The following is a 24,695-nucleotide window of genomic DNA, read 5'->3' on the forward strand; positions in this document are numbered from 1 at the left end:
GCAGTTCCACCGGCGACATCCGACAGTTCTGGGCAGGCAGGTTCCGTGAAGATCCACAACGCGTTCACCCTGGGACTCGTCGGCACGCTGGGGGTGGGCGTCGGCATCCTCATCCTCACCTCGATCGCGTCGCTCGCCACGATCCTCACCTATATCGGCGCGGCGATCTTCATCGCGTTGGGCCTCGACCCGGTCGTCTCCTGGTTCGAGAAGAGAAGACTCCCCCGCTGGCTCGCCATCATCGTCGTCTTCATCGCGGTGGCGGGTATCGTCGCCGGACTCGTCTTCGCCGTCGTCCCGATCATCGTCGACCAGCTCGGCCAGCTGTTCGACATCGTTCCCGTGCTGGTCGACCGGGCGCAGCAGGGCACCTGGGTGGCCGATCTGTCGAACCAGCTCGGCGGCTTCGATGTGCAGGCCGTGATCGACCAGGTCACCAAGTACCTCACCGACGTCGGCAACTACTCGATCATCGCCAGCGGAGCCCTGGCGGTCGGCGCCAGCATCGCCAACGGCGTGTTCGGCACGATCATCGTGCTCATCCTGACCCTCTACTTCACGGCGTCGCTCAACTCGATCAAGCGTTCGCTCTACCGGCTCGTGCCCGCGTCGCGACGCGCTCGCTTCGCCGATCTCAGCGAACAGGTGACCGACGCCGTCGGTCGCTATGTCGTGGGCCAGCTGTCGCTGGGTGCGATCAACTTCCTCCTGAGCTACATCTTCCTGTCGATCATCCAGGCGCCCTTCCCCGCCGTGCTCGCCTTCCTCGCGGGCATGCTCTCCCTCATCCCGCTCGTCGGAACGCTCTCGGGGTCGATCATCATCGCGCTGGTCTGCCTGATCCCCGGGCTCGGTTCCCTGCCCACCTTCATCGCCGCGGCGATCTACTACCTGATCTACATGCAGGTCGAGGCCTACCTGCTGAGCCCGAACATCATGAACAGGGCCGTCTCGGTTCCCGGAGCCGTCGTGGTCATCGCGGCCCTCGCGGGCGGCACACTGCTCGGAATCCTGGGAGCGCTCATCGCCATCCCCGTCGCAGCATCCCTGCTGCTCATCATCAAACAGGTGGTCATACCCATTCAGAACGAGCGCTGAGCGAGCCTGCTCAGGCCTCGTAGCTGTCAGGCAACGGCAGCACCGCGGGGTTGACTCTGGCGACGATCTCGCTGAGAACACGCCGCGTCTGGGACTCGCCGACCCACAGGTGCTTGCCTCCCTCGACGGTGACGAGTTCGATCTTCGGCATCGGGGCGAATCGGGTCTCGGCCTCGGCGGGACGCAGGTAGTCGTCGAGCTCCGGAATGAGCGCGGTCACCGGCACATCGAGATCGTTCCATGCCGACAGCTCCTCCTCCGAGGTGCGGTGAAGCGGCGGCGAGAGCAGGATCACCCCGTCGACCGTGTGCTCGACGCCGTACTTGAGGGCGAGCTCGGTGCCGAACGACCACCCGACCAGCCAGGGATGAGGGAGCCCGCGCTCCGTCACGAAGGCCATCGCGGCCTTCACGTCCCACCGCTCGGCCACGCCGTGATCGTAAGCGCCACCGCTCGTACCGCGCGGCGACGAGGTGCCCCGGGTATTGAACCGCAGCACCGCCAGATCGGCGAGGGCAGGAAGGCGATTGGCGGCCTTGCGCAGGATGTGGGAGTCCATGAACCCGCCCCCCGGCGGCAGAGGATGGAGCGTGACCAGTGTGGCCACGGGGTCGCCGGATTCCGGAAGTGCGAGCTCACCGACGAGGTCGAACCCGTCGTCGGTGTGCAGCACGATGTCCTCGCGGATCGCGGGAAGCACGGTGGTGCTGCGGATATCGATGGTGCTCACGTCAGTTTCCGATCTTCCAGCAGTGACTGTGCCAATGACGGCGGCCGGCGAGGTCGCTCGCCTCTCCCATGAGGCCGTCTGCGCGCCACGCGACGATGTGGCCCGTGCCTGCGACGACCGGCAACGAGCATCCTGGGCAGACGTAGTCCTTGATCGCCTGAGCAGGCGAGACGGACTGCACGTTCCACGATCCGCTGCGGCGGTGCTCCACCCGGCGGCCGCCGGTGAGGATGCGGCCGAGGTCGAGCTCCGGCTCGTCGTCTGCCGGCCCGCGGCGACGAGGTCGGTTGCTGCGGGGCATGAATCAATCCTAGGTCAGTGCCCCGCGCCGGTGCCGTCGCGGAAATGGTCGAGGCTCGCTTCCTCGAGGTCGAGCATCTCCTGCGCACGGGCGAGTGCTGTCGACGAATAGCTGCCTTTGTTGCGCGCCGCCACCAGGGCCGCCCGCTCGTGCAGCAGCACGTCGCGCCTCACGAGTGCGTACTGCTCGTTCACTGCGGGCATGTCGCCGCTCGACGCCGAGTACTGCTCCCACGCGTATTCGCTGCGCCGGGCGGCCTCGAGGCGCACGCGCTCGATCACGCTCGGGTCGGGCGCTCCCCCGCCCGCCACCGTGAACCCGGGGTCGTCCAGCCGCTCCGTGCCCTTCTGCCTGATGTGGTCGATGAGCTCGGCGAATTCCTCGAGTCGGCGATCCCGCGACGTGCCTCGCACCCCGGTGAGCCGGATGACCGCCGGCAGGGTCGCGCCCTGGAGGACCAGGGTGGTGATCGCCACCGTGTAGGCGATGAGCACGAGCTGTTCCCGATACGGGATGCTCTCCGGCAGCGATTGCGCGGCGGCCACGGTCACGACGCCGCGCATTCCACTCCACGACAGCACCACGCCCTCCCGCGCGCCCAGAGCCTCGGGATCGGGTCGCCTTCTGGGGCGACGGCCGAGCACCGTCATGACCGCGACCACGGCGAACCGGATGCCGATCAGCACGGCCGTGGCGAGGAGCCCGAACAGGATCGCCTGGGGAACATCGAGGCGGTCGTGCCGTACCCCCTCGACGATCGTCTTGAGCTCCAGGCCCATGAGGAGGAACACGCCGTTCTCGAGCAAGAACTGGAAGGTCCGCCAGTTGAGGCGTTCGCTCAGTCGTGCAGGGGCCGAGAAGCTGGTCGCCCCCAGATGCCCCGTGATGAGGCCAGCGGCCACGACGCTCAGAACTCCGGATGCCCCGATCGTCTCGGCGGGAAGGTACGCGGCGAAGGGCACGACGAACGAGATCGCCGTGGCCAGCACGGGGTCGGGCACCCGAGCCCGCACGAACACGGTGAGATATCCGATCGCCACACCCAGCCCGACGCCGAGAATCACCGAGTACGCGAAGGTGCCCAGCACCTGCCACGCGCTGACCACACCCGCCGTCGCCGCGATGGCGGTTCGGAGCAGCACGAGCGCCGAGGCGTCGTTGACGAGACTCTCCCCTTCGAGAACGGCGAGCAGGCGCGGAGGAAGCCCGAGCCTCTTGCCGATCGAGGTGGCCGCCACGGCGTCCGTCGGGCTGATGACCGCGCCCAGGGCGATCGCCGCCGCCAGGTCGAGGTCGGGGAAGAGCGTGTAGAGCAGGAAGCCCGTGCCGAACGCGCTGGCGACGACGAGCACGACGGCGAGCGCCGAGATGCTGCCGACGTTCGACCGCAGGTCGACGAGCGGCAGGCTGATCGACGAGGCGTAGAGCAGCGGCGGAAGCACGCCCGAGAGGATGATCGCGCTCGAGACATGCACGGGCGGCATTCCCGGCAGCAGAGAGATGCCGATGCCGATCACGGCGAGGATCAGCGGAGCCGCGAGCTTCACCTTGGGCGCGAGGAGAGACACCGCCACGATGACGACGACGCCGAGAACTGCGATCAGAGCCAACCCCATGGGGCCAGCATATTGGGCGCGATCACCGCACCCACCGTGTTGCGGCTAGTACCAGCCCACGCTCTCGGAGTGACCCCAGGCGCCGCACGGTGTCTCGTAGCGGCCGGTGATGTAGCCGAGCCCCCAGATGATCTGGGTCGCAGGGTTCGTCTCCCAGTCGGCTCCGGCCGATGCCATCTTGTTGCCGGGCAGCGACTGAGGGATGCCGTAGGCGCCGCTGCTCGCGTTGTACGCGTTGTAGCGCCATCCGGATTCGCGCGACCACAGGGAGTAGAGGCAGTCGTATTCGGTCTCCGGCCAGCCGCGGTCTGCCACCATCTGAGCGGCGATGGCCTGCGCGCTGCCGGGATCGGGCGCGGCGGCGGGCGGCGCGTACGCTCCCGACGACTCTTTTTCCTTGCTCGCACTGCTCGGCGACTCCGTCGCAGTGGGGGTCGGCGTCGGAGTGGGTGTGGGCTTCGGCGGCTCGGTGATCGTGAAGCTGTCACGAACGATGGATGCCGCCTGGCTCGAGGACGTGACGGTCTGCGAGGGCAGGGTGGAGCCGGGCTCGAGTGCCACGGTGAAGTATTCGGATGCGGCGACACCGGAATACGGATCGACGACATTCACGAGAACGGATGCGCCGACGGCCGCGACGCCCAGCAGCTGAAGGGCGAGTCGCCCCGGCCTCGAGACGATCTTGGCCGGGCGCTGCGCCACGGGATCGAGCACTCGAATCGGCCCGGTGCTTCTCGACAAGGCGGGAGCAGAACTCACGCGAGGTTTGAGAGAGACTCCCGCGGCTGCGTCACGTTCGAAATTTCTACCCACGATTCCTCGACTTTAGCGAACTTCTGGCGGAATTGCAGGCTGACGGAAAGATCTCAGCGCACCGACAGCATCACGTCGATGACAGCGTCGAGCACGAGATCGACCTGGGCCTCGGAGTATCCGCCGGTGCGGGAGCGGAACGAGACCTGTCGAACGTCGTCGACCGACACCGCCGTGCCTTCGCGGAAAAAGGAGACGAGCTGCTCGGCGAACGCGTCGACATCGCGCTTGTCGTAGCCCAGTTTGAAGGGTCCGCTGCTGCGGAAGCGGTGCTTCGCGGGTCGCTCGAGCCGGGCGAGAATCTCTCTGGCCCTGTCTCTCGCGTCGGCGAACCAGGCCTCGTCGCCCAGCGACGACGATGCCTTCTCCCGCTCTCGCGCAGCGAAGGCCTCCTCCAACCGCTCGAGCGCCGCGTCGACGGCGAGCGTGGAGTAGCCGCCCTTCTCGAGACCGAACGCCATGTGCCGGATGGCCTCCGCCGTTATGATCGTGCCGGTATCACCGGGTTCTGCGCTGTACGCGATACGCGCGGCGGCCAAGAACTTCTCGACCTCGTCGACCTTGTAACCGGGTCGCGATGATCGTGATCTGGGGAAGGTTTGGCTCACGGGGACTATTCTGCCAAGACTTGTCGGTCGACGCCTAAGCGAAGACGATGAACAGCACGTACGCCGCGGCGGCGGACGGGAGGATCGAGTCGAGCCGGTCGAGGAAACCGCCGTGGCCCGGCAGCCAGGTGCTCATGTCCTTGATGCCGAGGTCTCGCTTGAGCAGCGACTCCGACAGGTCACCGGCGGTGGCGCTCAGCACCAGCACGGTTCCGAGGATCAGTCCGAACCACCAGGGCATGTCGAGCAGAAAGATCGAGAGCAGCACGCTCGACGCCATGCCGAAGATCCACGAGCCCGCGAATCCCTCCCAGGTCTTCTTGGGACTGATCGTGGGAGCCATCGGGTGTTTGCCGAAATTCAGCCCGGTCGCGTAGGCACCCACGTCGACCGAGACCACCACGATGAGGAACGACATGACCCACCACTGGCCGTTGTCGTTGCGCAGCAGGAGAGCTGCGATGCTGCCGAGGAAGGTGACGTAGACCTGGATGAACACCCCGCCCGACATGTCGAGCGCGACACTGCGCATCGACGCCCGGTGACGCGGTATCGCCAGTTCGGCGAGCCTCCAGAGAACGACGAGCAGCACGCCGCCGATCGTGCAGATCCACTGCCACTCGGCGCCGAAGTAGAACGCCGCGGGCACAACGACGACGGGCGCCAGAACGCTGGGGATGCGGGGCACGTCCCGACCCGCGTGGCGCAGCGCCGTCGCGAGCTCGAAGGCGGTGAAGGCGATGAGCACCGTGGCGAACACCACGAAGATGTCCTTGATGAACACCAGGCTGAACACCATCACGAGGCCCAGCCCCAGGCCGATTCCGATCGCACTCACGAGGTTGCGACCCGAGCGGGCGGTGATCTTGTCGTTCGCCCGGTCGAACTGGTCTCGACGCTCGCGCACCTTGGCCTCGAACTCGGCGCGCGTCATTCCCGGATGACGGCGCGCCGGATCGGCCTCGGACGCGGGTGTGTCGGGATCGTTCGTCATAGGTGTGGGCCTAGATCTCGAGAAGTTCGACTTCCTTGCGCTTCAGGGCGTCGTCGATGCCGTCGACGTGCGACTTGGTGAGCTGCTCGAGCTCCTTCTCGGCGCGGCCGACCTCGTCGTCTCCGACCTCGCTCTTGAGGGCGTCGAGCTCGTCTTTGGCCTTGCGACGGATGTTGCGAAGCGAGACCTTGCCGTCCTCCGCCTTGGTGCGCACGATCTTCACATATTCCTTACGACGCTCCTCGGTGAGCTCGGGAAGAGTCACGCGGATGACGTTGCCGTCGTTCGACGGGTTCGCTCCGAGGTTCGGGGTGTCGCGGATGGCCTGCTCGATGTCGCGCAGGGCACCCTTGTCGTAGGGCGTGATGAGCATGGTGCGAGCCTCGGGGTTCTGCAGACCCGCGAGCTGGCTGAGCGGCGTGGGGGTGCCGTAGTAGTCGACCAGGATCTTCTGGAAGAGGCCCGGGTTCGCGCGCCCGGTGCGAATGCTCGAGAAGTCTTCCTTCGTGTTGTCGACGGCCTTCTTCATGCGCTCTGTTGCGCCGGCCAGTACATCCGCGATCACGGCAACTCCTTCTTTTGGTTCTTGAGTAGTTTAGGGCGACGGGCCCGGGTCAATCGTGCGACGTGCTGACCAGGGTGCCGATGCGCTCGCCCAGGATGGCCTTGGTGACGTTGCCCTGGGGCTCCATGCCGAAGACCATCATCGGCATCCCGTTGTCCATGCAGAGGCTGAAGGCGGTCGAGTCGACGACCTTGAGCTCGCGCTGCAGGGCATCGAGGTAGGTGAGCCTGTCGATCTTCTTGGCGTCGGGGTTCGAGCGGGGGTCGGAGTCGTACACGCCGTCGACACCGTTCTTCGCCACGAGCACGACGTTCGCTCCGATCTCGAGCGCGCGCTGTGCCGCGACAGTGTCGGTCGAGAAGTACGGCAGGCCGGCTCCCGCGCCGAAGATGACGACGCGGCCCTTCTCGAGGTGACGCTCGGCGCGGCGGGGAATGTACGGCTCGGCGACCTGGGTCATGGAGATGGCCGACTGCACGCGCGTGGCGGCACCCGCCTGCTCCAGGAAGTCCTGCAGCGCGAGGGCGTTCATGACGGTTCCGAGCATGCCCATGTAATCGGCACGTCCTCGATCCATTCCTCGCTGCGAGAGCTCCGCTCCGCGGAAGAAGTTGCCTCCTCCGACGACGATCGCGATCTCCACCTGCTTCGCCGCCGCCGCGATCTCGCGGGCCAGCTCGCTGACCACGTCGGGGTTGACCCCGAGTGAGCCGGCTCCGAACGCCTCACCAGACAGTTTCAGGAGTACTCGGCGTCGGGGTTCTGGTGAAGTCATGTGTGTGGATCCCTTCGATCTCGTCCTCCCAATTTTAGGGGGCAGCCGAAGCTAGTCCTCGAACGGGATCGCGCACGTCTCCTGCAGGGCCGTCGAGCCGGTGACTCCATCGAGCACCGCGGGCGCCCCCGCATCCGGTGCCGGCGTTTCGACGGGCACGGACGGGTCGGCCGGAGCCTCGGGAACGGTCGGATCTGTCGGAGCCTCGGGAACCGCCGGGTCTGCCGGTGACGTGGGTTCGGTCGTGCTGCCCACCGGTTGCGAATCGGCACCCAAGGTGAACGGCTGATCGGCCGCGATGAGCGCGAAGAGCTGATCTGCGGCATCCACCGTCGGCACCACCTTGCCCGGATAGTCCGGATCGTCGGTCGTTCCCGGGTACTGCACGAAGGTGATGTTGTTGAGGTCGATCGTGCGCAGCGCCTGCGCCATGGAGACCATGGTGTCGACCTTCGTGAGCGACGTCGAGAGGGTGAAGTACTTCGGATCGGCGACCACGTTGGCCAGCGAGTAGAGCTTGCCGAAGTCGCCCAGCGTGTCGTTGCTCTTCATCTTGCGCACCAGCGACGACAGGTACTGCTGCTGCGAAGAGATGCGGCTGAGGTCGCCGCCGTCGCCCACACCGTGCCTCGATCGCAGGAACCCAGCCGCGAGACCGCCCTTGACCTCGGTGATGCCGGCGGGCATGTCGAGGTGCTGCAGTTCGCCGTTCTCGTCGGGGTACACGACGTTGTCGTCTGTCACCCGCCCGGTGAGGCAAATCGGTACGCCGCCGATCGCGTCGGTGAGCGCGATCACGGCGTCGAACGTCATCGACACGGCGTATTGGATGTCGAGGCCCGTGAGTTCGCTGACAGTCGCCACGACACACGGCAGGCCGCCCCTGCCCCAGGCCTCGTTGATGGGCGCGGCGCTCATGGCGTCGCCCTTCTCGCACTCCGGATGCGCGATGATCAGGTCTCGCGGAAAGCTCACGGCGACCGCGGTCTTGTGATCCTGCGACACGTGCAGCAGCATGTTCACGTCGTTGAGGGTCGCCCCGTCACGCTCTCCGTACAGATCCTGGGACTGGTTCGCGTCGTTGTCGGCGGCGACCACGAGCACGTTGAAGCCGCCCTCGAGGGCGCCGATCGCCGGAGGGGCCTGCTCGTCGCCCTGCTGCTCCGGGTGGATGTCGACCGCGTTCTCCTCCACCTTCGAGGTGAAGGTCCACGCGCCGACGGCGGCGATGCTCACGGTGCTGACCAGGGCGACGGCGGCCACGATGCCGACGAGCGACAGCACCCGCGACCATGCCCGAGCGTTCGGATTGCGGGCATGCCTGGTGGGCTGCGGGCTCGTCTTCACAGGCATGTCCTCCGGAACTCTTCGGCCGCCGGGCGGGCGCGGTCTCAGTCGATCATACTTAACGGCCGAAGGCCCATCCCGTGGAACGGGATGGGCCTTCGGTGTGATGCTGTCGATCGGGGAGTTACGCGCCGACCTTGAAGCGTGCGAAGCCGGAGACGGTAATGCCGGCGTCGGCGAGCACCTTCTTGACCTGCTGCTTGTTGTCCTTCGCGTAGTCCTGCTCGAGCAGGGCGACCTGCTTGTAGTAGGCGCCGAGGCGACCCTCGATGATCTTGGGCAGGGCGGCCTCGGGCTTGCCCTCGCCGCGCGAGATCTCCTCGACGATGCGTCGCTCGTTCTCGACGGCCTCTGCCGGGACGTCCTCGCGGGCGAGGAACTCGGGGTTGGCGAACGAGATGTGCTGAGCGATCGAGCGAGCCGTGTCGGCGTCGGCACCCGTGTAGCCCACGACCACGCCGACCTGCGGGGGCAGGTCCTTGGAGGTCTTGTGCAGGTAGATGGCGAACGCGTCGCCGGTGACGACCGCCAGACGACGCAGCTCGAGCTTCTCGCCCAGGATCGCCGCCTCGTTGCTGATCAGGTCGGCGACGGTGCCGCCGGCCGCGGGGGCCGCGAGGGCCTCCTCGACCGAGGTGGCGCCGGCCGCGACGGCCGCGTCGAGCACGGCGTCGGCCAGGGCGACGAACTTGTCGTTCTTCGCGACGAAGTCGGTCTCGCTCGCGAGCTCGATCAGGGTCGCGGTGTTGCCGCTCTCCTTAGCGGCGACGAGGCCCTCACTGGTGGAACGGTCGGCGCGCTTCGCGTTCGACTTGGCACCCTTGAGGCGCAGGATCTCCGTCGCCTTCTCGAGGTCGCCGCCGGCTTCGACGAGCGCGTTCTTGCTGTCGACCATGCCGGTGCCGAGGCGCTCGCGCAGGGTCTTGAGGTCGGCCAGGCTGAAATCTGCCATGGTTTTCTTCCTTACTTGGCTAAAGAGTTGTGTGTCGAAAGAAGGGGCGAACTACTTCGCGGGGGTCTTCTCGGCGTCGGTGGCCTCGGCCTCGAGGCGGGCCTCGGTCGCGGCGTCGGACTCGACGGTGTGCTCGGGAACGATGGTCGCGTCGGCGGCGGCCTCGTGCTCGGCGACGACGGCGTCTGCGTCGTTCTCCTCGGTGGGCGTCTCGGCGGCGACGACGTCGGCGACGGCGGCCTTCGCGGCGTCGGACTCGACGGCGTTCTCGACGAGGCCGTCGACGGCCTCGATCTTCTCGGCCTCGGTCGACGGGTTCTCCGACGCCTGGAGGAGCTCGCGCTCCCACTCGGCGAGAGGCTCGACGGCAGAGACGTTGCCGGTCTCCTCGGGCTTCTGGTGACGCTGGATCAGGCCCTCGGCGGCAGCGTCGGCGATGATGCGCGTGAGCAGGCCCACGGAGCGGATCGCGTCGTCGTTGCCCGGGATCGGGTACTGAACGTCGTCGGGGTCGCAGTTGGTATCGAGAATCGCGATGACGGGGATGCCGAGCTTGTGCGCCTCGTCGATGGCGAGGTGCTCTTTTTTGGTGTCGACGATCCAGATGGCGGACGGCGTCTTCGTGAGGTTGCGGATTCCGCCGAGGCTCTTCTGCAGCTTGACCAGTTCGCGCTTCTGAATCAGAAGCTCCTTCTTGGTGTAGCCGCGGGTGGTGTCGTCGAAGTCGACCTCTTCGAGCTCCTTCATGCGTGCGAGGCGCTTGGAGACGGTCTGGAAGTTGGTGAGGAGGCCACCGAGCCACCGCTGGTTGACGTAGGGCTGGCCGACGCGCTGGGCCTGCTCGGCGATGGAGCCCTGAGCCTGCTTCTTCGTTCCGACGAAGAGAACCGTTCCGCCGTGGGCGACAGTCTCTTTGACGTAGTCGTACGTCTTGTCGATGTGCACCAGCGACTGCTGGAGGTCGATGATGTGGCTGCCCGAACGCTCGGTAAGGATGAATCGCTTCATCTTCGGGTTCCAACGACGGGTCTGGTGTCCAAAGTGAACGCCGCTGTCGAGCAGCTGGCGAATGGTGACGACGGCCATGAGCCGTTCTCCTGTTCTTCGACGTGGGCTGAGCACGCCGCAGTCCATCAGAACTGCCCGCGCCGCAGGCACACGTCAATCGGTTTCTTACCACCGGCCTGTTGGCGGCGGTTCCTGGTGCCCAGCACGCCTCCGACCACCGCTCACGCACTCCTGCAGAACAGGAGGGAGAGGGGAGGACCGAGTGGAGTCGTGACAAAAGTCAGCGGGCACGCGTAGTCACCCCGACGGATCGAGGTGCTCCGGAAACTATATCACCCCTGTTGCTTGGCGTAGTACTCGCGTAGCTCGACCGTATCGGCGGCCTCGAGGCGGCGCGTGAAGTCGGTATCGAAGCGGGCGACGACGGGAAAATCGCCGAGCGGCACGATGGAGTGAACCACCTGATCGGCATACACATGCACGAGCGTGATCGACTGGCCGCCATCGCGGCCGACCAGCGTCGATTCCGGTGCCGAGACATCCATCGTGTAGCAGGTGGCCGCCGCCACGGCTACGGGAATGCCGGCGAAGAGCCCGTGCGTCGAGTAGTGCAGGTGCCCGCCGAGGATGGTGCGGATGTCGCTGCCGCGAATCACCTCGGCGAGTTCGTGCTGCCGCTGCAGTTCGAGAACCTGCATGTAGGCGACGGGGCTCGGCACGGGCGGGTGGTGCAGCGCAAGGATCGTGCCGTTCGGGGCGCCGACCGACAGTTGCTGCCGCAACCAGTCGAGCTGTGCGTCGGTCAGCTCGCCGTGGTGGTAGCCGGGAACGGAGGTGTCGAGGGCGATCACTCTCAGGCCGCCGAGGTCGATCACCCGGTCTATGGGCGAGACGTCGTCGGGCCGCACGTCGACCACCTGATCGGCCCCGACAGCGCCGAGAAGCTCCGCCCGGAAGGCGGACCTGTCGTCGTGGTTTCCCATGACCCACACGACCTCCGCCCCCATGCGGGCGGCCGCGGGCTCGACGAGCCCGCGCACCCGGCCATAGGCATCCGGTTCGCCGAGGTCGGCGATGTCGCCCGTGAAGACGAGCGCGTCGATGTCGATCTTCGACGCCTCGAGGGCGGCGAGCGCACGGGCGAGATTGGCATCGGTGTCGATGCTGCCGTAGAGCGGCCTGCCGCCGCCGAGGAAGTGCGTGTCGCTGATGTGCGCGATCACGTGGTCGGCGGGCGGGTATTGACCGAGCTGCATGACTGCACCCTATTTGGCGCCGCCGACTCCGTCTTTCTCGCGCCGGCGTCCACGCACGACGCTCAGGCTTCCGGTCTCCTCGAGGGCGACGCCCTTTGTTTCGGGGATCTTGAAGAAGACGAAGAAGAACGAGAGCGCGGCGAACGCTGCGTACAGACCGTAGGCCAGGGTGAGCGAGACGTCTTGAGAGATGATCGGGAAGGTCATCGTGACGGCGAAGTTGGTCAGCCACTGCGCGGCCGCGGCCACTCCGAGGGCACGGCCGCGGATGCGTGTCGGGAAGATCTCGCCGAGCAGAACCCAGACCAGCGGACCCCACGAGGCGCCGAACGCGACGACGAAGAGGTTGGCGCCGACCAGGGCGATGATTCCCCACGCGCCCTCGAGGCTCGGCTTTCCGTCGACGATCTGGGCCTGGCTGAACGCCAGCGTCATCGAACCGAGCGCCACCGCCATTCCGACCGATCCGAACAGCAGGATGGGACGGCGGCCGACCTTGTCGACGAGGAAGATCGCCACGAAGGTGACGGCCACGTTCGTGACAGAGGTGATCACGGAGATCGTGAGGGAGTCGCTCTCCTTGAATCCGACGCTCGACCAGAGGGTGGTGGAGTAGTAGAAGATCACGTTGATGCCCACGAGCTGCTGCAGCATCGACAGGATGATGCCGACCCAGACGATGGGCAGCAGGCCGAAGCGCTTGCCTCGGAGCGAGCTCTTGTCGGCGTTGGCCGCGTCTTCGCGAATGCCCGCCTCGATGTCGGCGACCGCCTTGTCGAGCTGGTTCTGCGGGGTGATCGATGCCAGAACCTTCGTGGCCTTCTCTTTCTTGTCGGTCATCAGCAGGTAGCGCGGCGACTCGGGCAGCCTGAGGGCGACGAGGCCGTAGACGATCGCGGGAACGGCGCAGACGAGGAACATCCAGCGCCAGGCGTCGAGGCCGAGGAAGAAGACCTCGTTCGCCCCGCCGGCGACGTTCGCCAGGATCGCGTCGGAGAGGAGGGCCGTGAAGATACCGACCGTGATGGCGAGCTGCTGCAGCGAGGCGAGACTGCCTCGGATGGCCTTGGGGGCGATCTCCGAGATGTACGCCGGTGCGATGACGGAGGCGATGCCGATTCCGAGTCCGCCGACCAGACGCCAGACGGTGAGGTCCCAGGCGGCGAAGGCCAGACCGGAACCGATAGAGCTCACCAGGAACAGCACGGCGCCGATGAGCATCACCGGGATGCGGCCGAGGCGGTCGGCCAGGCGGCCGGCCAGGTAGGCGCCGACGGCGCAGCCGAGAAGGGCGGATGCGACGGCGAAGCCGGTGAATGCGGCGGTGAGGCTGAAGTCGTCCTGGATCGCATCGACGGCGCCGTTGACGACCGAGGAATCGAATCCGAAGAGGAAGCCGCCGATCGCGCCCGCCGCCGCAAGCGCGATGACCTTGCGCCTCAGCTTCTTATCGGTTTTCACGTCGGTGTCGGCCTGCGCCGCGCCCCCACTGGTTGCCATGATCCGCTCCCTCATTGTGACCGACAGTGCGCATCACGACGCTGTCCCTAACACCTCGATCTTGGCACGAAGTGTCCCCCGACCGGGGCATTGCCTTCGCATCGGGCACTCCCCCTTGACAGGCTGGACCGCATGCGCCGCACTCTGTTCTCCTTCTTCGGCCGCCGCGTGATGAGGGCGGTCGGGCCGATCATCCTGGTCTCCCCCGCACTCGTCGGCCCGATGTCCGCGCCGGCCGCCGGAGGCAGCGACTGGGTCTGGCCGATACCCGATGCCCACGTCGTCGTGCGCGAGTGGCAGGCGCCGGCCGACGACTACTCCGCTGGCCATCGGGGAGTAGACATCGCCGCCTCGGCCGGGGCACCCGTCACCGCTCCCGAGTCGGGCACGGTGCGCTTCGCCGGTCGTGTCGTCGACCGTCCCGTTCTGTCGATCGAGCATTCGGGCGGGCTGGTCTCGAGTTACGAGCCGGTCGAGACCACGCTGAAGAAGGGCGATCAGGTGGCACGCGGCCAGCACATCGGCACGGTGGCCCCTGTGTCGGCGTCGCACTGCGCAGAGACGTGCCTCCATTTCGGCGTTCGACGCGACGGCCGCTACATCTCGCCGATGCTCGTGCTCGAGCCGCCCGCGAGGGCGATCCTGCTGCCGGTGAACGCCGCCGATCGGGTCACGCCCGCGGGTGCGCCTGGCGGTAGGTCTCCCGCAGCCTCTCCGTCGTCACGTGCGTGTAGATCTGGGTCGTGCCGAGACTCGCGTGCCCGAGCATCTCCTGCACGGCACGCAGGTCTGCGCCGCCGTCGAGCAGATGCGTGGCGGCCGTATGTCTGAAGGCGTGAGGCCCCTCGGGGCCCGAGCCCGGAACATCCATCAGCAGCTTCGAGACGATGCCGTAGACCGATCTGGTTCCGACCCGGGCTCCGCGCGCGCCCAGAAAGACGGCCCTCGTGCCCGAGCTCTCTTCGGAACGCGCCGCGAGGGCCGGGCGTCCGCGCTGCAGGTAGTCCACGAGCGCGAGGTGCGCGGGCTGGCCGAAGGGCACGACCCGCTCCTTGCTGCCCTTTCCGAGCACGCGCACGGTGCGCCGATCGAGATCGAGGTCGGTGGTGTCGATGCCCACGAGCTCCGAGACCCGCAGGGCCGATGCGTAGAGCAGCTCGACGATGGCCAGGTCGCGCAGGGCGAGGGGTTCTCCCTCGTGGGTTCGGGCCACCAGGGAGTCGAGCACGGAGTCCATCGCGTCTCTCGAGAGCACGCGCGGGAGGCTGCGGTCGGGTTTGGGAGCCCGCAGCCTCGACGCGGCGTCGAGCGCCTTTCCGTTCGAGCGGGTGAACCAGCTCGAGAAGCTCTTGGCCGTGGCGGATCTCCTCGCCAGGGTCGCCTTGGAGAGCCCGGCCTGCGAGGCGGTCCACAGCCAGTCGCGATAGGCGTCGAGGGTGAGCTGCGCCGCGTCGTCGATTCCGCGCGACTGCGCGAACCCGCTCAGCGAGGCGAGGTCGGATCTGTAGGCGCGAACGGTGTGGGGCGAGTAGCCGCGCTCTGCGGTGAGGTACGACACGAAGTCGTCGATCGCGCGTTCGAGCTTCATGCCCTCAGCATGCCGCGTCAGGCGGGCCTTCGCTCGGAGGCCCGCCCACCCGGGCGAACTGATCGATCAGACTGCTGCGAGGTCAATCACGAGCGCCTGTTCGGGAAGGAGCAACGGCATGGTGAGACCGAGCTCGCCGAGCACACGGCCGGTCAGCGTGATCTCGCCGTCGGCCCACCACGGGGGCGGCGCATCCTGCAGCACGCGAGGCCACTCCCCGAGCTTGACGGGGCGCACGCGGTACAGGAGGTCGGGATCGAGCCCGGGGAACACGACAGGGGCGACGGGAGAATCGCGGGTCGCGGCCACGGTGACGACCGCGAAGATCGCGGCCGCGGCATCCGGGGCCACGATGCCGTGCACCTGACGAGCCGGATCGACGTCGTCGGCCCGCACCAGCACGCCCGCGTGCAGCAGGGCGCGCTGCTCGCGATAGAACGACGTCCACTCCCGGATCGCATCGAGCTCCGTGTCGCTCGCCGTCGTGAGATCCCACTCGATGCCGGGGTGACCGAACAGCGCCGTCGCAAGACGGAAGCTCAGTTCGTGACTGCGGCCGGTCGTGTGTGCGGTCGGCGCACCGAGGTGCACGCCGAGGAACTCGGGCGGCACGAGCCCCGCCGTGTAGCGGTAGATCGCCTGGCGCTCGAGCGAGTCGTTGGTGTCGCTCGGCCAGACGCGGTCGGTTAGTTCCAGCACGCCGAGGTCGACGCGGCCGCCGCCCGACGAGCACGATTCGATCTCGAGATGCGGAAACTCGCGCCGCAGCTCGTCCATGAGCCGGTAGCACGCCAAGGTCTGTCTATGGGCAGAGCCCCCGAGCAGGTCGCGGTTCTGGTCCCACTTGAGGTACGCGATCGGGTACTCGTCGAGAAGAGCCCTGAGCTGACCGTGCACGTGGGCGAAGGCCTCCGGGTTCGACAGGTCGAGGGCCTGCTGGTGGCGCCAGGGCTGCGGGAGCTCGGCGTTTCCGGCCGACAGCACCCAGTCCGGGTGCGCGCGGAACACGTCTGAGTCGAGGCTCACCATCTCCGGCTCCACCCACAGGCCGAAGTCCATGTCGAGGGCGTGCACCCGCTCGATCAAGGGGTGCAGGCCATTCGGCCACTTGGATGCGTCGACGATCCAGTCGCCGAGCGCGCGTCGGTCGTCGGTGCGGCCGGTCATCCAGCCGTCATCGAGCACGAAGCGTTCGACGCCGACTCGTGCCGCCGTCTCGGCCAAACGGGTGAGCTTCTCCAGATCGTGGTCGAAGTAGACGGCTTCCCACGTGTTCAGCATGACCTTGCGCTCGCCGAGGGCTCGCCGCGTGCGGACGAAGCCGTGCAGTCGGCGGGTCAGGCCGTCGAGGCCGCCGTTCGACCACACCGAGACGAGCCATGGCGAGGTGTAGCTCTCGCCCGTTGCCAGGCGAACCTCGCCCGGCTCGAACAGCTCCCCCGCGCCGACGAGGGAATGCCCTGTCGCGGAGGCCTCGGCCCAGAGCCGTTGGTCGCCGCTCCACGCGAGGTGAGAACCCCATACCTCGCCGTGCCGGAATCCGAAGCCGGGGGTGCCCGCAACCAGAAGGAAGGCCGCATCGTGGCCGGGTCGGCCGTGCCGGCTGTCCCTCGTCCAGGTTCCGACACCCAGATCGTGGCATTGCGGCTGGCGCTCGCGCGGCCAGCGGCCCGTGAAGTCGAGCAGCTCCCGTGCCCTCGCGGGTACCGGGAGGGTGGCGTCGAGCGACGCCAGGGAGTACACGCTCGATCCCTCGTTGCGCACGCTGAGCCGCTGGCGCAGCACGCCCTCATTCGACAACTCGATGTCGATCTCGACGACCAGACCCGTCGCATCCGGCTCACCGGCGAACGCCGGAACCGTCTCGAGAACGAGGGTGACGCTCAGGTCTCCGCGGCGCGTGTCCGTGAGCCGGAGCGCGGCCGTCTTCTGTGCACCGAGGGCTGAGATCGGTGTGCCTTCGTGATAACCGGCGAGGCCGGGCCTGCCCGACCACCCGTCGGCCATGAGGGGAACGATCCGCTGTGTGAGCGTCGAGTCGATGGAGCTCGGGCCGACGGCCGGGCGCTGGGCCTCGACGAGATTCTGCAGGGCGCGCTCGTCGAGCTCGCCCAGATCGGCTCCGAAATGGATGACGGCGGGCACGGCCGTGCCGCGGGCGTCCAGCACGAAGCTGGTGCCCGCGGCACGGAGGTGGTGGATCATGCTCACGTGGTGATCATGCCTACTCGTTGACGGGGATCGCCGCCGCGGTGAGCGCCGCGATGGTCTTCTTCTGGCCCGTCTTCAGGGCGTCGTTCAGTGTTCCCGATCCGCCGAGAACCTTGCCGAAGCCGTCGGCGACGTCGCTGTAGGTCTGCGTCATCGTCGGGCCCCACGTGAAGTCGGCGTTCGTCTCGTTGGCCGCCTCGGCGAAGGTGTCGTAGATCTTCTGGTCGCCGTAGAACGGCACGCCCTCGGCGAGTACCGGAAGCTTCAGTCCGTCCTTCGTCGCGGGGTACAGGTTCGCCTCCTGGTTCAGCGCGGTGAGCGCCTCGTCACTCGTGTTCAGCCACAGGGCGAACTGCGCTGCCTCGTACGGGTGATCCGAGCCCTTCAGCACGGCGGTCGAGGATCCACCCCAGTTGCCGGCCTTGTTCTCGCCCGCATTCCATTGCGGCATCGGTGCAACAGCCCAGTTGCCGGATGTGTCGGGGGCGCCGCTCGAGATCGAGTTGGCTCCCCAGACGGCCGAGATCCAGGTCCAGTCGCTGCCCGTGTTGTAGGCGTTGTTCCACTCGTCGGTCCACGCGGGAACCTTCGAGACGAGGTCGTCGGAGATGAGGTTCTGCCAGTAGTCGGCCACCTTCTCGGACTCGGCGCCGTCGAGTGAGACATCCCACTTGTCGCCGTCGTTCTCGAACCACTTGCCGTCTGCCTGCCAGACGAGACCGGCGAACCAGTTCACGTCGTTCTGCGGGAAGTTCGTGATGTAGCCACCCTCGGCACGAATGGTCTTCGCCGCTTCGGCATACTCGTCCCACGTCGTGGGAACGGCGATTCCGGCCTTCTCGAAGAGGTCCTTGCGGTAGTACATGGCCATGGGGCCGGTGTCCTGCGGGATCGCGTAGACGGAGTCGTCTTCGCCGAAGGTCACCTGGTTCCAGGTCCAGTCGATGAAGTCGCCCTTGCTCTCGCTGACGTTCGCGCACGAGGCGATGTTGGTCAGGCCGTCCTGAACCCGGAAGTTCGGCAGCGCGTCGTATTCGATCTGGCCGAGGTCGGGGGCGTTGCCCGCGCTGAGCTGGTTGAAGAAGTTCTTGTAGGTTCCGCCGTTGCCGTTCGGTCCCGTCTGCACGGTGACCTGGATGTCGGGGTTCTCCTTGTTCCAGATGTCGACGACCTTATCGATTCCGGGGATCCACGACGTGTAGGTGAGGTCGACCTTGCCGTCGCTCGGCGTGCAGTCGGCCGCGGTATCGCTGCCGCCGCTGCCGCTCGTTCCGGCGGCGCAGCCGGTGAGGCTCAGTGCCGCGAGAACACCGAGCGCGACGATGCGCTTGCTGTTGTTGAGATGCATTTTTCTCTTCCTTTATCTATGTGCAGTGGGGACAGGGTGGTGCGGTGACAGCGGCTACTTGACGCTGCCGGCCCCCAGCCCCCCGCGCCAGAAGCGCTGAAGGCTGAGGAAGGCGATGATGAGCGGAATGATCGACAGGAAGGCCCCGACGATGACGAGGGTGCGGATCTCGGGAATCTGGTTCACCTGCGAGTTCCAGGTGTAGAGGCCGAGGGTGACCGGGAACAGCGTCTGGTCGCGCAGCATGATCAGCGGCAGGAAGAAGTTGTTCCAGATCGCGACGAACTGGAACAGGAAGATCGTCACGAGCGCAGGGGTCATCAGCCTGCGGGATACCGAGAAGAAGGTGCGCACCTCTCCGGCGCCGTCGAGGCGGGCTGCCTCGAGCAGCTCATCCGGCACGCTGGCCGAGGCGAAGATGCGCGCGAGATACACACCGAACGGGCTGACGAGGCTGGGCAGGAACACCGACCAGAACGTGTTGGTCGCGTTGAACTGGCTGAAGATGAGGAACAGGGGCAGGGCGAGCGCCGTCGCCGGCACGAGCACACCGCCGAGCACCACGTTGAAGATCAGCTCTCGACCCGGAAAACGGTACTTGGCGAGGGCGTAGCCGCACATCGCGGCGAAGAGCGTTCCGAGCAGGGCACCGAAGCCCGCGTAGAGGATGCTGTTCAGCATCCACCGCAGGTAGACGCCGTCGTTGTAGGCGACGAGGTCGTGAATGTTCTGCCAGAGGTTGAAGTCGGCGAACCACAGCCCGATCGTGCTGGAGAACTGGGCCCTCGACTTCGTCGAACCGACGAACAGCCACCAGATGGGCACCAGGAAGTAGAGCGTCGAGATGCCCATGACAATCATGGCGGCGGTGCGGGAGGCGAGCTTTTCTTTCGGAGCTCCGGCGGATATCTGGCTCATTTGTCGCCCTTACGCTGGGTGAGTCGGAGGAAGGTGAACGACATGATGAACGTGGCGATGGCGAGGACGACGGACATCGCCGCGGCCAGGCTCACGTTGGGCACGGCAGAGGTCGCGTACACCGTCATGTTCGGCGTGAACGTGCTGGACACCGACGAGGTGAAGCTGCGGAAGACCTGGGGTTCTGCCAGCAGCTGCAGGGTTCCGATGATCGAGAAGATCGCGGTGAGCACGATGGCCGGGGCCACAAGCGGGATCTTGATGGACCAGGCGATCTGCCACTGGTTGGCGCCGTCGAGTCGGGCCGCCTCGAAGATCTCCGAGGGCAGCGCCAGAAGCGCCGAGTAGATGATGAGCATGTTGTAGCCCACGTAGATCCACGTGACGACGTTCGCAATCGACCAGAGCACCGTCTCGGGAGCCAGCAGGTCGACGTTCGAGGTGAAGGCGGCGAAGGGTGACAGGTTCGGGGAGTAGAGATAGCCCCACATGATGGCCGCGATCACGCCGGGCACAGCGTAGGGCACGAAGAAGGCCAGCCTGAAGAACTTCTTGCCCTTGACGAGGGGCGAGTCGAGCAGCAGGGCAAGGAGCAGCGCGAAGCCGAGCATGACCGGCACCTGCACGACGCCGAACAGCAGGACTCGACCGACCGATGACCAGAACGCCTCGTTCTGGAAGACGAGCACGTACTGCGAGAGGCCGCCGAACACCTGGGTCGGCTTGCCGAAAGTACCGTTCCTCTCGACGACGAGCAGCGATTGGAAGATCGCCCAGCCGATGGGGAGCAGGTAGAACGCCGCGAAGAGCACGGCGAACGGCGCGAGGAAGATCGCGATCGCCTTCTTGTGCTTCACGGGAACGCGGCGGGCCTTCAGCCGCGGCACGGAGGTGGTCGTCACTTCTTAGTTCCTGCTCTCTCTCACGACGCGCACCTCACCGGCCGGCACGTGGAGCGTGCCGTCCTGCGAGATCTCGTTCTCTGCTGACGCGTGGATGCCGATCTCGGCCCCCGTGATGATCTCGGTACCCTGCGTTCGGTACTCGAACGGGGCATCCGTGTGGTTGATGACGAAGAGCCAGCCGGCGGATGTGCCGACCCTGCGCACGATCTCGACGCCGGTGGGGCGGCCTGCGGAGACGGCGACACCCGCGTCGGTGGCGGCACGCACGAGAGTCGCGGCAAGCGACGCCGGGTCGAGGGCCGTCGCGAGGTACCAGGCCACGCCATCACCGACGGCGTTGCGGGTGACGGCGGCGACGCCGGGAACGGGGCCGTTCGTGAACACGGAGATCGCCTCCGCTCCCTCGAGCCGAAGCCGCTCCGACCACAGGCCGGCATTCTGTCCATCGCTCAGCTCGAGAACGGTCGACGGGTGAAGGGGAACGAACTCCTCGCTCCGCACGCCGAGGAGTTCGCGGAACGCACCGGGATAGCCGCCGGGGCGCACCCGGTCGTGCTCGTCGACGATTCCGCTGAAGAAGGTCACTACGGCGTGCCCGCCGGCCGCCACGTAGTCTGCGAGAACCCGGGCCGCGGCATCCGTGACGCTGTAGAGGCTCGGAACGACGACCAGTCTGTACGCGTCGACCGGGGCGCCGGGGGCCACGATGTCGACGGTGACACCGGCGTCGAGGAGCGCGTTGTACACGGCGTGCACCTGCGGCAGGTAGCGCACGTGAGACGACGGGTGGGAGTCGAGGTCGGTGGCCCACCAGGCCTGCCAGTCGAAGACGATGGCCACGTCGGCCTCGACGCGGCTGCCCGTGACCTCGGCCAGCTTCATGAGCATGCCGCCGAGTTCGACGACCTCCCGCCAGACGGTCGAGTCCGTTCCCGCGTGAGGCAGCATCGCCGAGTGGAACTTCTCGCTGCCCTGCAGCGACGCCCTCCACTGGAAGAAGCTGATCCCGTCGGCACCGCGGGCCACGTGGCTGAGGGTGTTGCGGATCATCTCCCCCGGCGCCTTGGCGATGTTGAGCGGCTGCCAGTTCACGGCGGAGGTCGCCTGCTCCATGAGCATCCACGGCCGCCCGCCTGCCAGGCCGCGCGTCGCATCCGCAGCGAACGACAGCTCGGCGCGCGGGTCGCCCAACCGGTGGTCGAGGTAGTGGTCGTTGGCGATGACATCCATGTGCGGCGCCCACGCCCAGTAGTCCTGGTTGCGGATGTGCGCCGTGACCATGAAGTTGGTCGTGACGGGCGCGGAGCTGTGCCTGCGAAGAATGGCCTGCTCCGCCGTGTAGTGCGCGAGCAGTTCGTCCGAGCTGAACCGCATGAAGTCGAGGGCCTGGCCCGGGTTGCCTGTGGACACCGTGAGCCGTGGCGTGCGGATGTGCTCCCACGATGCGTAACGCTGGCTCCAGAACGAGGTGCCCCACGCGTCGTTCAGGTCGTCGATGCGACCGTAGCGTTCCTTCAGCCATCCGCGGAAGGCCTCGGATGAGATGTCGCAATAGCAGTGCGCGTTGTGGCAGCCGATCTCGTTCGAGACGTGCCACAGACGAACGGCCGGATGCGCGCCGTACCGCTCGGCGATCTTCTCGACGAGCGCGAGCGAGTGCTCGCGGTAGGCCGGCGAACTGGGGCAGAACGCCTGCCGTCCACCGAACTCCCGCCTGGTGCCGTCGGCCATCATGGGCAGCGACTCGGGGTAGTCGGCACTGAGCCAGGGCGGCGGACTCGCCGTCGCTGTACCGAGGTTGATGCCGATGCCGTGCTCGTGGAGGATCTCGATGATGGCGTCGAGGGCGGCGAAGTCGTAGCTCCCCCGCACAGGTTCGAGCTGCGCCCATCCGAAGATGTTGATCGCGACCAGAGTGACCCCGGCCTCGTTCATCAGGCGGGCATCCTCGAGCCAGGTCTCACGGTCCCACTGCTCAGGGTTGTAGTCGCAGCCGTAGGTGAATGCGGAGACGGCCCCATCGATCAGGGTGGCTACGGCGGTCTCGCTCACGGTACGGGCTCCATTGTCTGTGCATGCTCGATCCCGCGGCGTCGCCTCTGGGAACGCTCCCAGTCGCCCGCACATAAAAAGTGGAGGTCGACTCTGGGAACGCTCCCAGAATATGCACACGGATATCCGGCTGTCAATTTCGGCGTGCCGTCGAAGCCGTGTCGAGCAGACTTTCGGCCCAGTACAGTGGGCATATGACCGCCCGTCGAGCCGCATCCGCACGCGCGACCATCAACGACGTGGCTGCAGTGGCAGGCGTGTCGCGCGGAACGGTGTCGCGGGTTCTGAACTCCGAGGCGTATGTCTCCGAGGCGGCCCGTCTGGCCGTGACCGACGCGATCTCCCAGGTCGGGTATGTGCGCAACAGCGCGGCCCGCAACCTCGCGACGAGGCAGTCGCACGCGGTGGGCCTGGTCGTTCACGAACCGCACTCGCTCTTCCTCGAAGACCCCAACATCGGCAGTATCCTGCTGGGCATCAACTCCGCCCTCTCCGACGCCGACTACCAGCTCGTCTCGCTCGTCATCGACTCCGAGCGCGATAGCCATCGAGTGGCCGAGTACCTCAGCGGCGGCTTCGTCGACGGTGTCATCATCGTGTCGGCGCGCGCTCACGATCCCATCGCCGAGGTCGTCGCGGAGCTCGGCATCGCGGCGGCGTTCGTCGGCCATCCGGTCGACATCGAGGGCATTCCCTACGTGGGCATCGACAACTTCAGCGCGGCGAAGGCCATCACCACGCGACTGAAAGAGACGGGCAGGCGTCGCATCGGCATGATCGCGGCCGGCCTCGACCGCGACTCCGGGCAGGACCGCATGGCGGGGTTCCGTGCGGCCCTCGGCGACGACTTCGACCCCGACCTGGTGATCACGACGCCGCTGTACGCGCACACGAGCGGCGTCGACGGCATGCGCCTGCTGCTCGATCGAGCGCCCGACGTCGACGGCGTCTTCGCCGCCTCAGACGCCATGGCCGCCGGAGTCCTCGATGTGCTTCGAGAGGTCGGCCGATCCGTTCCCGGCGACGTCGGCGTCGTGGGATTCGACGACAGCGCGTGGGCGACGCGAGCGCAACCGCCGCTCTCGACCGTGCACCAACCGGCCGGACAGCTCGGTCGGCGGGCTGCGGAGAGCGTGCTTGCCCAGCTCAGAGGCGAGACAGTGGATACCGCGGGGATCTTTCTCGAGACCGCCATCGTCTGGCGCGACTCGGCCTGAGACCCGTGCGGCCGGGGCTCACGCCCTGTCGAGGAACTCCCCCAGCGTCTCCGGGTCATGCCCGGTCAGGGCGCGGATATCGCCGGTGATCCGCTCCTGCTCCCCTGCCGCCATGGCCGTGTAGGTCGACACCCAGGCATCGACCTGCCAGTCCGGCGCACCATAGCCGGCCCGAGACGCGTACGCCTCCGGTAGCGTCTCGTCGTGGAACGTCACCTCGCGCCCCGTCTTCTCCGTGATGATGCGGGCCACGTCGTCGAGACCCAGCGCCTCGCGGCCCGTCAGTTCGTAGACGGCGCCGCGGTGAGCGGCCGGGTCGCGCAGCACGGCGAGCGCCGAGTCGGCGAGGTCGGCCCTGCTGACGGCCGAGACTCGACCTTTGCCTGCCGGCCCACGGATCACGCCGTCGTCACCGGCCAGCAGCGCGAAGAAGTCCATGTAGAAGTTGTTTCGCAGAAAGGTGAAGCCCATTCCGGAGTCTCTGATGTGCTGCTCGGTCGCGAAATGGTCGCGCGCAAGGGTGAAGACGGCCTCCGGGTGTGCCCCGAAGAACGACGTGTAGACGATGTGCGAGACGCCCGCTGCCGCGGCGGCGTCGATGAACGAGCGATGCTCGTCGACACGGTCGACGCTCTCGGACGCCGACACCATGAACAGTGTCTGCGCACCGTCGAGCGCGGCCCGGCTCGCCGCGCCGTCGCGGTAGCCCGCCTGGCGCACCCGCGCGCCGGGGAGCTGAGGCGCGCGGCTCGCGTCGCGCACCACCAGAGTCTGCTCTTGCCCGAGATCGGCGAGGGTTCTCGCCACGATCCCGCCAAGATGACCCGTCGAGCCGGTGATGGCAAGCGACGGAATGTTCTTCGTGTGGGACTCTTCGCGGCTCATGTCTTCAC

Annotated in this window: 22 protein-coding genes and 1 pseudogene; 3 read left to right on the top strand and 20 right to left on the bottom strand. The window is 67.0% G+C overall.

The genetic code is table 11. The features are described 5' to 3' along the window. Positions 1 to 45: 45 nt before the first annotated feature. Positions 46 to 1,098 carry an AI-2E family transporter gene (locus ASF06_RS10600; RefSeq protein ID WP_055946708.1) on the top strand — a complete coding sequence of 351 codons (1,053 nt, stop codon included), beginning with the start codon at positions 46 to 48 and terminating at the stop codon, positions 1,096 to 1,098. A gap of 10 nt (positions 1,099 to 1,108) precedes the next feature. On the opposite strand, the gene ASF06_RS10605 is transcribed toward ASF06_RS10600, so the two are convergent. The 13 genes from ASF06_RS10605 to ASF06_RS10665 all read right to left on the bottom strand — a co-directional run bounded on the left by ASF06_RS10605 (position 1,109) and on the right by ASF06_RS10665 (position 13,563). Then, positions 1,109 to 1,819 carry an alpha/beta hydrolase gene (locus tag ASF06_RS10605; protein WP_055947228.1) on the bottom strand — a complete coding sequence of 237 codons (711 nt, stop codon included), beginning with the start codon at positions 1,817 to 1,819 and terminating at the stop codon, positions 1,109 to 1,111. Between the two features lie 10 nt (positions 1,820 to 1,829). Further along, entirely contained in the window at positions 1,830 to 2,129 is a 300-nt protein-coding gene (locus tag ASF06_RS10610; RefSeq protein WP_055931591.1) for a hypothetical protein, read from the bottom strand. Between the two features lie 14 nt (positions 2,130 to 2,143). Continuing rightward, complete coding sequence (locus ASF06_RS10615) at positions 2,144 to 3,745, bottom strand: cation:proton antiporter (RefSeq protein WP_055946711.1); 1,602 nt, start codon at positions 3,743 to 3,745, stop codon at positions 2,144 to 2,146. Positions 3,746 to 3,790: 45 nt separating this feature from the next. After that, complete coding sequence (locus ASF06_RS10620; protein ID WP_157412183.1) at positions 3,791 to 4,486, bottom strand: lytic transglycosylase domain-containing protein; 696 nt, start codon at positions 4,484 to 4,486, stop codon at positions 3,791 to 3,793. A gap of 125 nt (positions 4,487 to 4,611) precedes the next feature. Next, positions 4,612 to 5,166: a DivIVA domain-containing protein gene (locus ASF06_RS10625; protein WP_055946718.1), complete on the bottom strand. Its 555-nt coding sequence runs from the start codon at positions 5,164 to 5,166 to the stop codon at positions 4,612 to 4,614. Positions 5,167 to 5,200: 34 nt separating this feature from the next. After that, positions 5,201 to 6,160: a phosphatidate cytidylyltransferase gene (locus tag ASF06_RS10630; protein ID WP_235500977.1), complete on the bottom strand. Its 960-nt coding sequence runs from the start codon at positions 6,158 to 6,160 to the stop codon at positions 5,201 to 5,203. A 10-nt stretch (positions 6,161 to 6,170) separates the two neighbouring features. Beyond that, on the bottom strand, positions 6,171 to 6,725 hold the full coding sequence (gene frr, locus ASF06_RS10635; protein ID WP_055931579.1) for a ribosome recycling factor: 555 nt from the start codon (positions 6,723 to 6,725) through the stop codon (positions 6,171 to 6,173). Between the two features lie 49 nt (positions 6,726 to 6,774). Further along, positions 6,775 to 7,500: a UMP kinase gene (gene pyrH, locus ASF06_RS10640; protein ID WP_055931576.1), complete on the bottom strand. Its 726-nt coding sequence runs from the start codon at positions 7,498 to 7,500 to the stop codon at positions 6,775 to 6,777. 51 nt (positions 7,501 to 7,551) lie between these two features. Then, positions 7,552 to 8,853 (bottom strand): LCP family protein, encoded by a 1,302-nt coding sequence (locus ASF06_RS10645; protein WP_055946721.1) that lies wholly within the window; start codon positions 8,851 to 8,853, stop codon positions 7,552 to 7,554. Positions 8,854 to 8,971: 118 nt separating this feature from the next. Then, positions 8,972 to 9,799 carry a translation elongation factor Ts gene (tsf, locus tag ASF06_RS10650; protein WP_055931570.1) on the bottom strand — a complete coding sequence of 276 codons (828 nt, stop codon included), beginning with the start codon at positions 9,797 to 9,799 and terminating at the stop codon, positions 8,972 to 8,974. Between the two features lie 51 nt (positions 9,800 to 9,850). After that, a complete protein-coding gene (rpsB, locus tag ASF06_RS10655) occupies positions 9,851 to 10,885 on the bottom strand; it encodes a 30S ribosomal protein S2 (RefSeq protein ID WP_055946724.1) in 1,035 nt (344 codons plus the stop codon). Positions 10,886 to 11,139: 254 nt separating this feature from the next. Further along, entirely contained in the window at positions 11,140 to 12,063 is a 924-nt protein-coding gene (locus ASF06_RS10660; protein ID WP_055946727.1) for a metallophosphoesterase, read from the bottom strand. A gap of 9 nt (positions 12,064 to 12,072) precedes the next feature. Next, the gene (locus tag ASF06_RS10665; protein WP_055931562.1) at positions 12,073 to 13,563 is read right to left on the bottom strand and encodes a sugar porter family MFS transporter; all 1,491 of its coding nucleotides are present in this window, start codon (positions 13,561 to 13,563) and stop codon (positions 12,073 to 12,075) included. Positions 13,564 to 13,785: 222 nt separating this feature from the next. On the opposite strand from ASF06_RS10665, the pseudogene ASF06_RS19190 reads away from it, so the two are divergent. Continuing rightward, a pseudogene (locus ASF06_RS19190) lies at positions 13,786 to 14,160 on the top strand (murein hydrolase activator EnvC family protein); the annotation flags it as partial. 73 nt (positions 14,161 to 14,233) lie between these two features. Here ASF06_RS19190 and ASF06_RS10670 read toward each other — a convergent pair. From ASF06_RS10670 to ASF06_RS10695, 6 genes are all read right to left on the bottom strand, one after another. Continuing rightward, positions 14,234 to 15,151 (bottom strand): tyrosine recombinase XerC, encoded by a 918-nt coding sequence (locus ASF06_RS10670; protein WP_055946730.1) that lies wholly within the window; start codon positions 15,149 to 15,151, stop codon positions 14,234 to 14,236. 66 nt (positions 15,152 to 15,217) lie between these two features. Next, on the bottom strand, positions 15,218 to 17,356 hold the full coding sequence (locus ASF06_RS10675) for an alpha-galactosidase (protein ID WP_055946733.1): 2,139 nt from the start codon (positions 17,354 to 17,356) through the stop codon (positions 15,218 to 15,220). Between the two features lie 19 nt (positions 17,357 to 17,375). After that, positions 17,376 to 18,710 carry an ABC transporter substrate-binding protein gene (locus ASF06_RS10680; protein WP_055946736.1) on the bottom strand — a complete coding sequence of 445 codons (1,335 nt, stop codon included), beginning with the start codon at positions 18,708 to 18,710 and terminating at the stop codon, positions 17,376 to 17,378. A gap of 54 nt (positions 18,711 to 18,764) precedes the next feature. Next, the gene (locus tag ASF06_RS10685; RefSeq protein WP_055946739.1) at positions 18,765 to 19,628 is read right to left on the bottom strand and encodes a carbohydrate ABC transporter permease; all 864 of its coding nucleotides are present in this window, start codon (positions 19,626 to 19,628) and stop codon (positions 18,765 to 18,767) included. Continuing rightward, on the bottom strand, positions 19,625 to 20,530 hold the full coding sequence (locus ASF06_RS10690; RefSeq protein ID WP_055931555.1) for a carbohydrate ABC transporter permease: 906 nt from the start codon (positions 20,528 to 20,530) through the stop codon (positions 19,625 to 19,627). The genes ASF06_RS10685 and ASF06_RS10690 overlap by 4 nt, the downstream gene beginning before the upstream one ends. Before the next feature lie 3 nt (positions 20,531 to 20,533). After that, the gene (locus ASF06_RS10695; protein ID WP_235500978.1) at positions 20,534 to 22,585 is read right to left on the bottom strand and encodes a beta-galactosidase; all 2,052 of its coding nucleotides are present in this window, start codon (positions 22,583 to 22,585) and stop codon (positions 20,534 to 20,536) included. Positions 22,586 to 22,779: 194 nt separating this feature from the next. Here ASF06_RS10695 and ASF06_RS10700 point away from each other — a divergent pair, with 194 nt between their 5' ends. Then, a complete protein-coding gene (locus tag ASF06_RS10700) occupies positions 22,780 to 23,802 on the top strand; it encodes a LacI family DNA-binding transcriptional regulator (protein ID WP_055946742.1) in 1,023 nt (340 codons plus the stop codon). Between the two features lie 18 nt (positions 23,803 to 23,820). On the opposite strand, the gene ASF06_RS10705 is transcribed toward ASF06_RS10700, so the two are convergent. Further along, entirely contained in the window at positions 23,821 to 24,687 is an 867-nt protein-coding gene (locus ASF06_RS10705; RefSeq protein ID WP_055946745.1) for an SDR family oxidoreductase, read from the bottom strand. Positions 24,688 to 24,695: the final 8 nt, after the last annotated feature.

This window comes from Agreia sp. Leaf244 (assembly GCF_001422695.1).
Classification (GTDB): domain Bacteria; phylum Actinomycetota; class Actinomycetes; order Actinomycetales; family Microbacteriaceae; genus Agreia.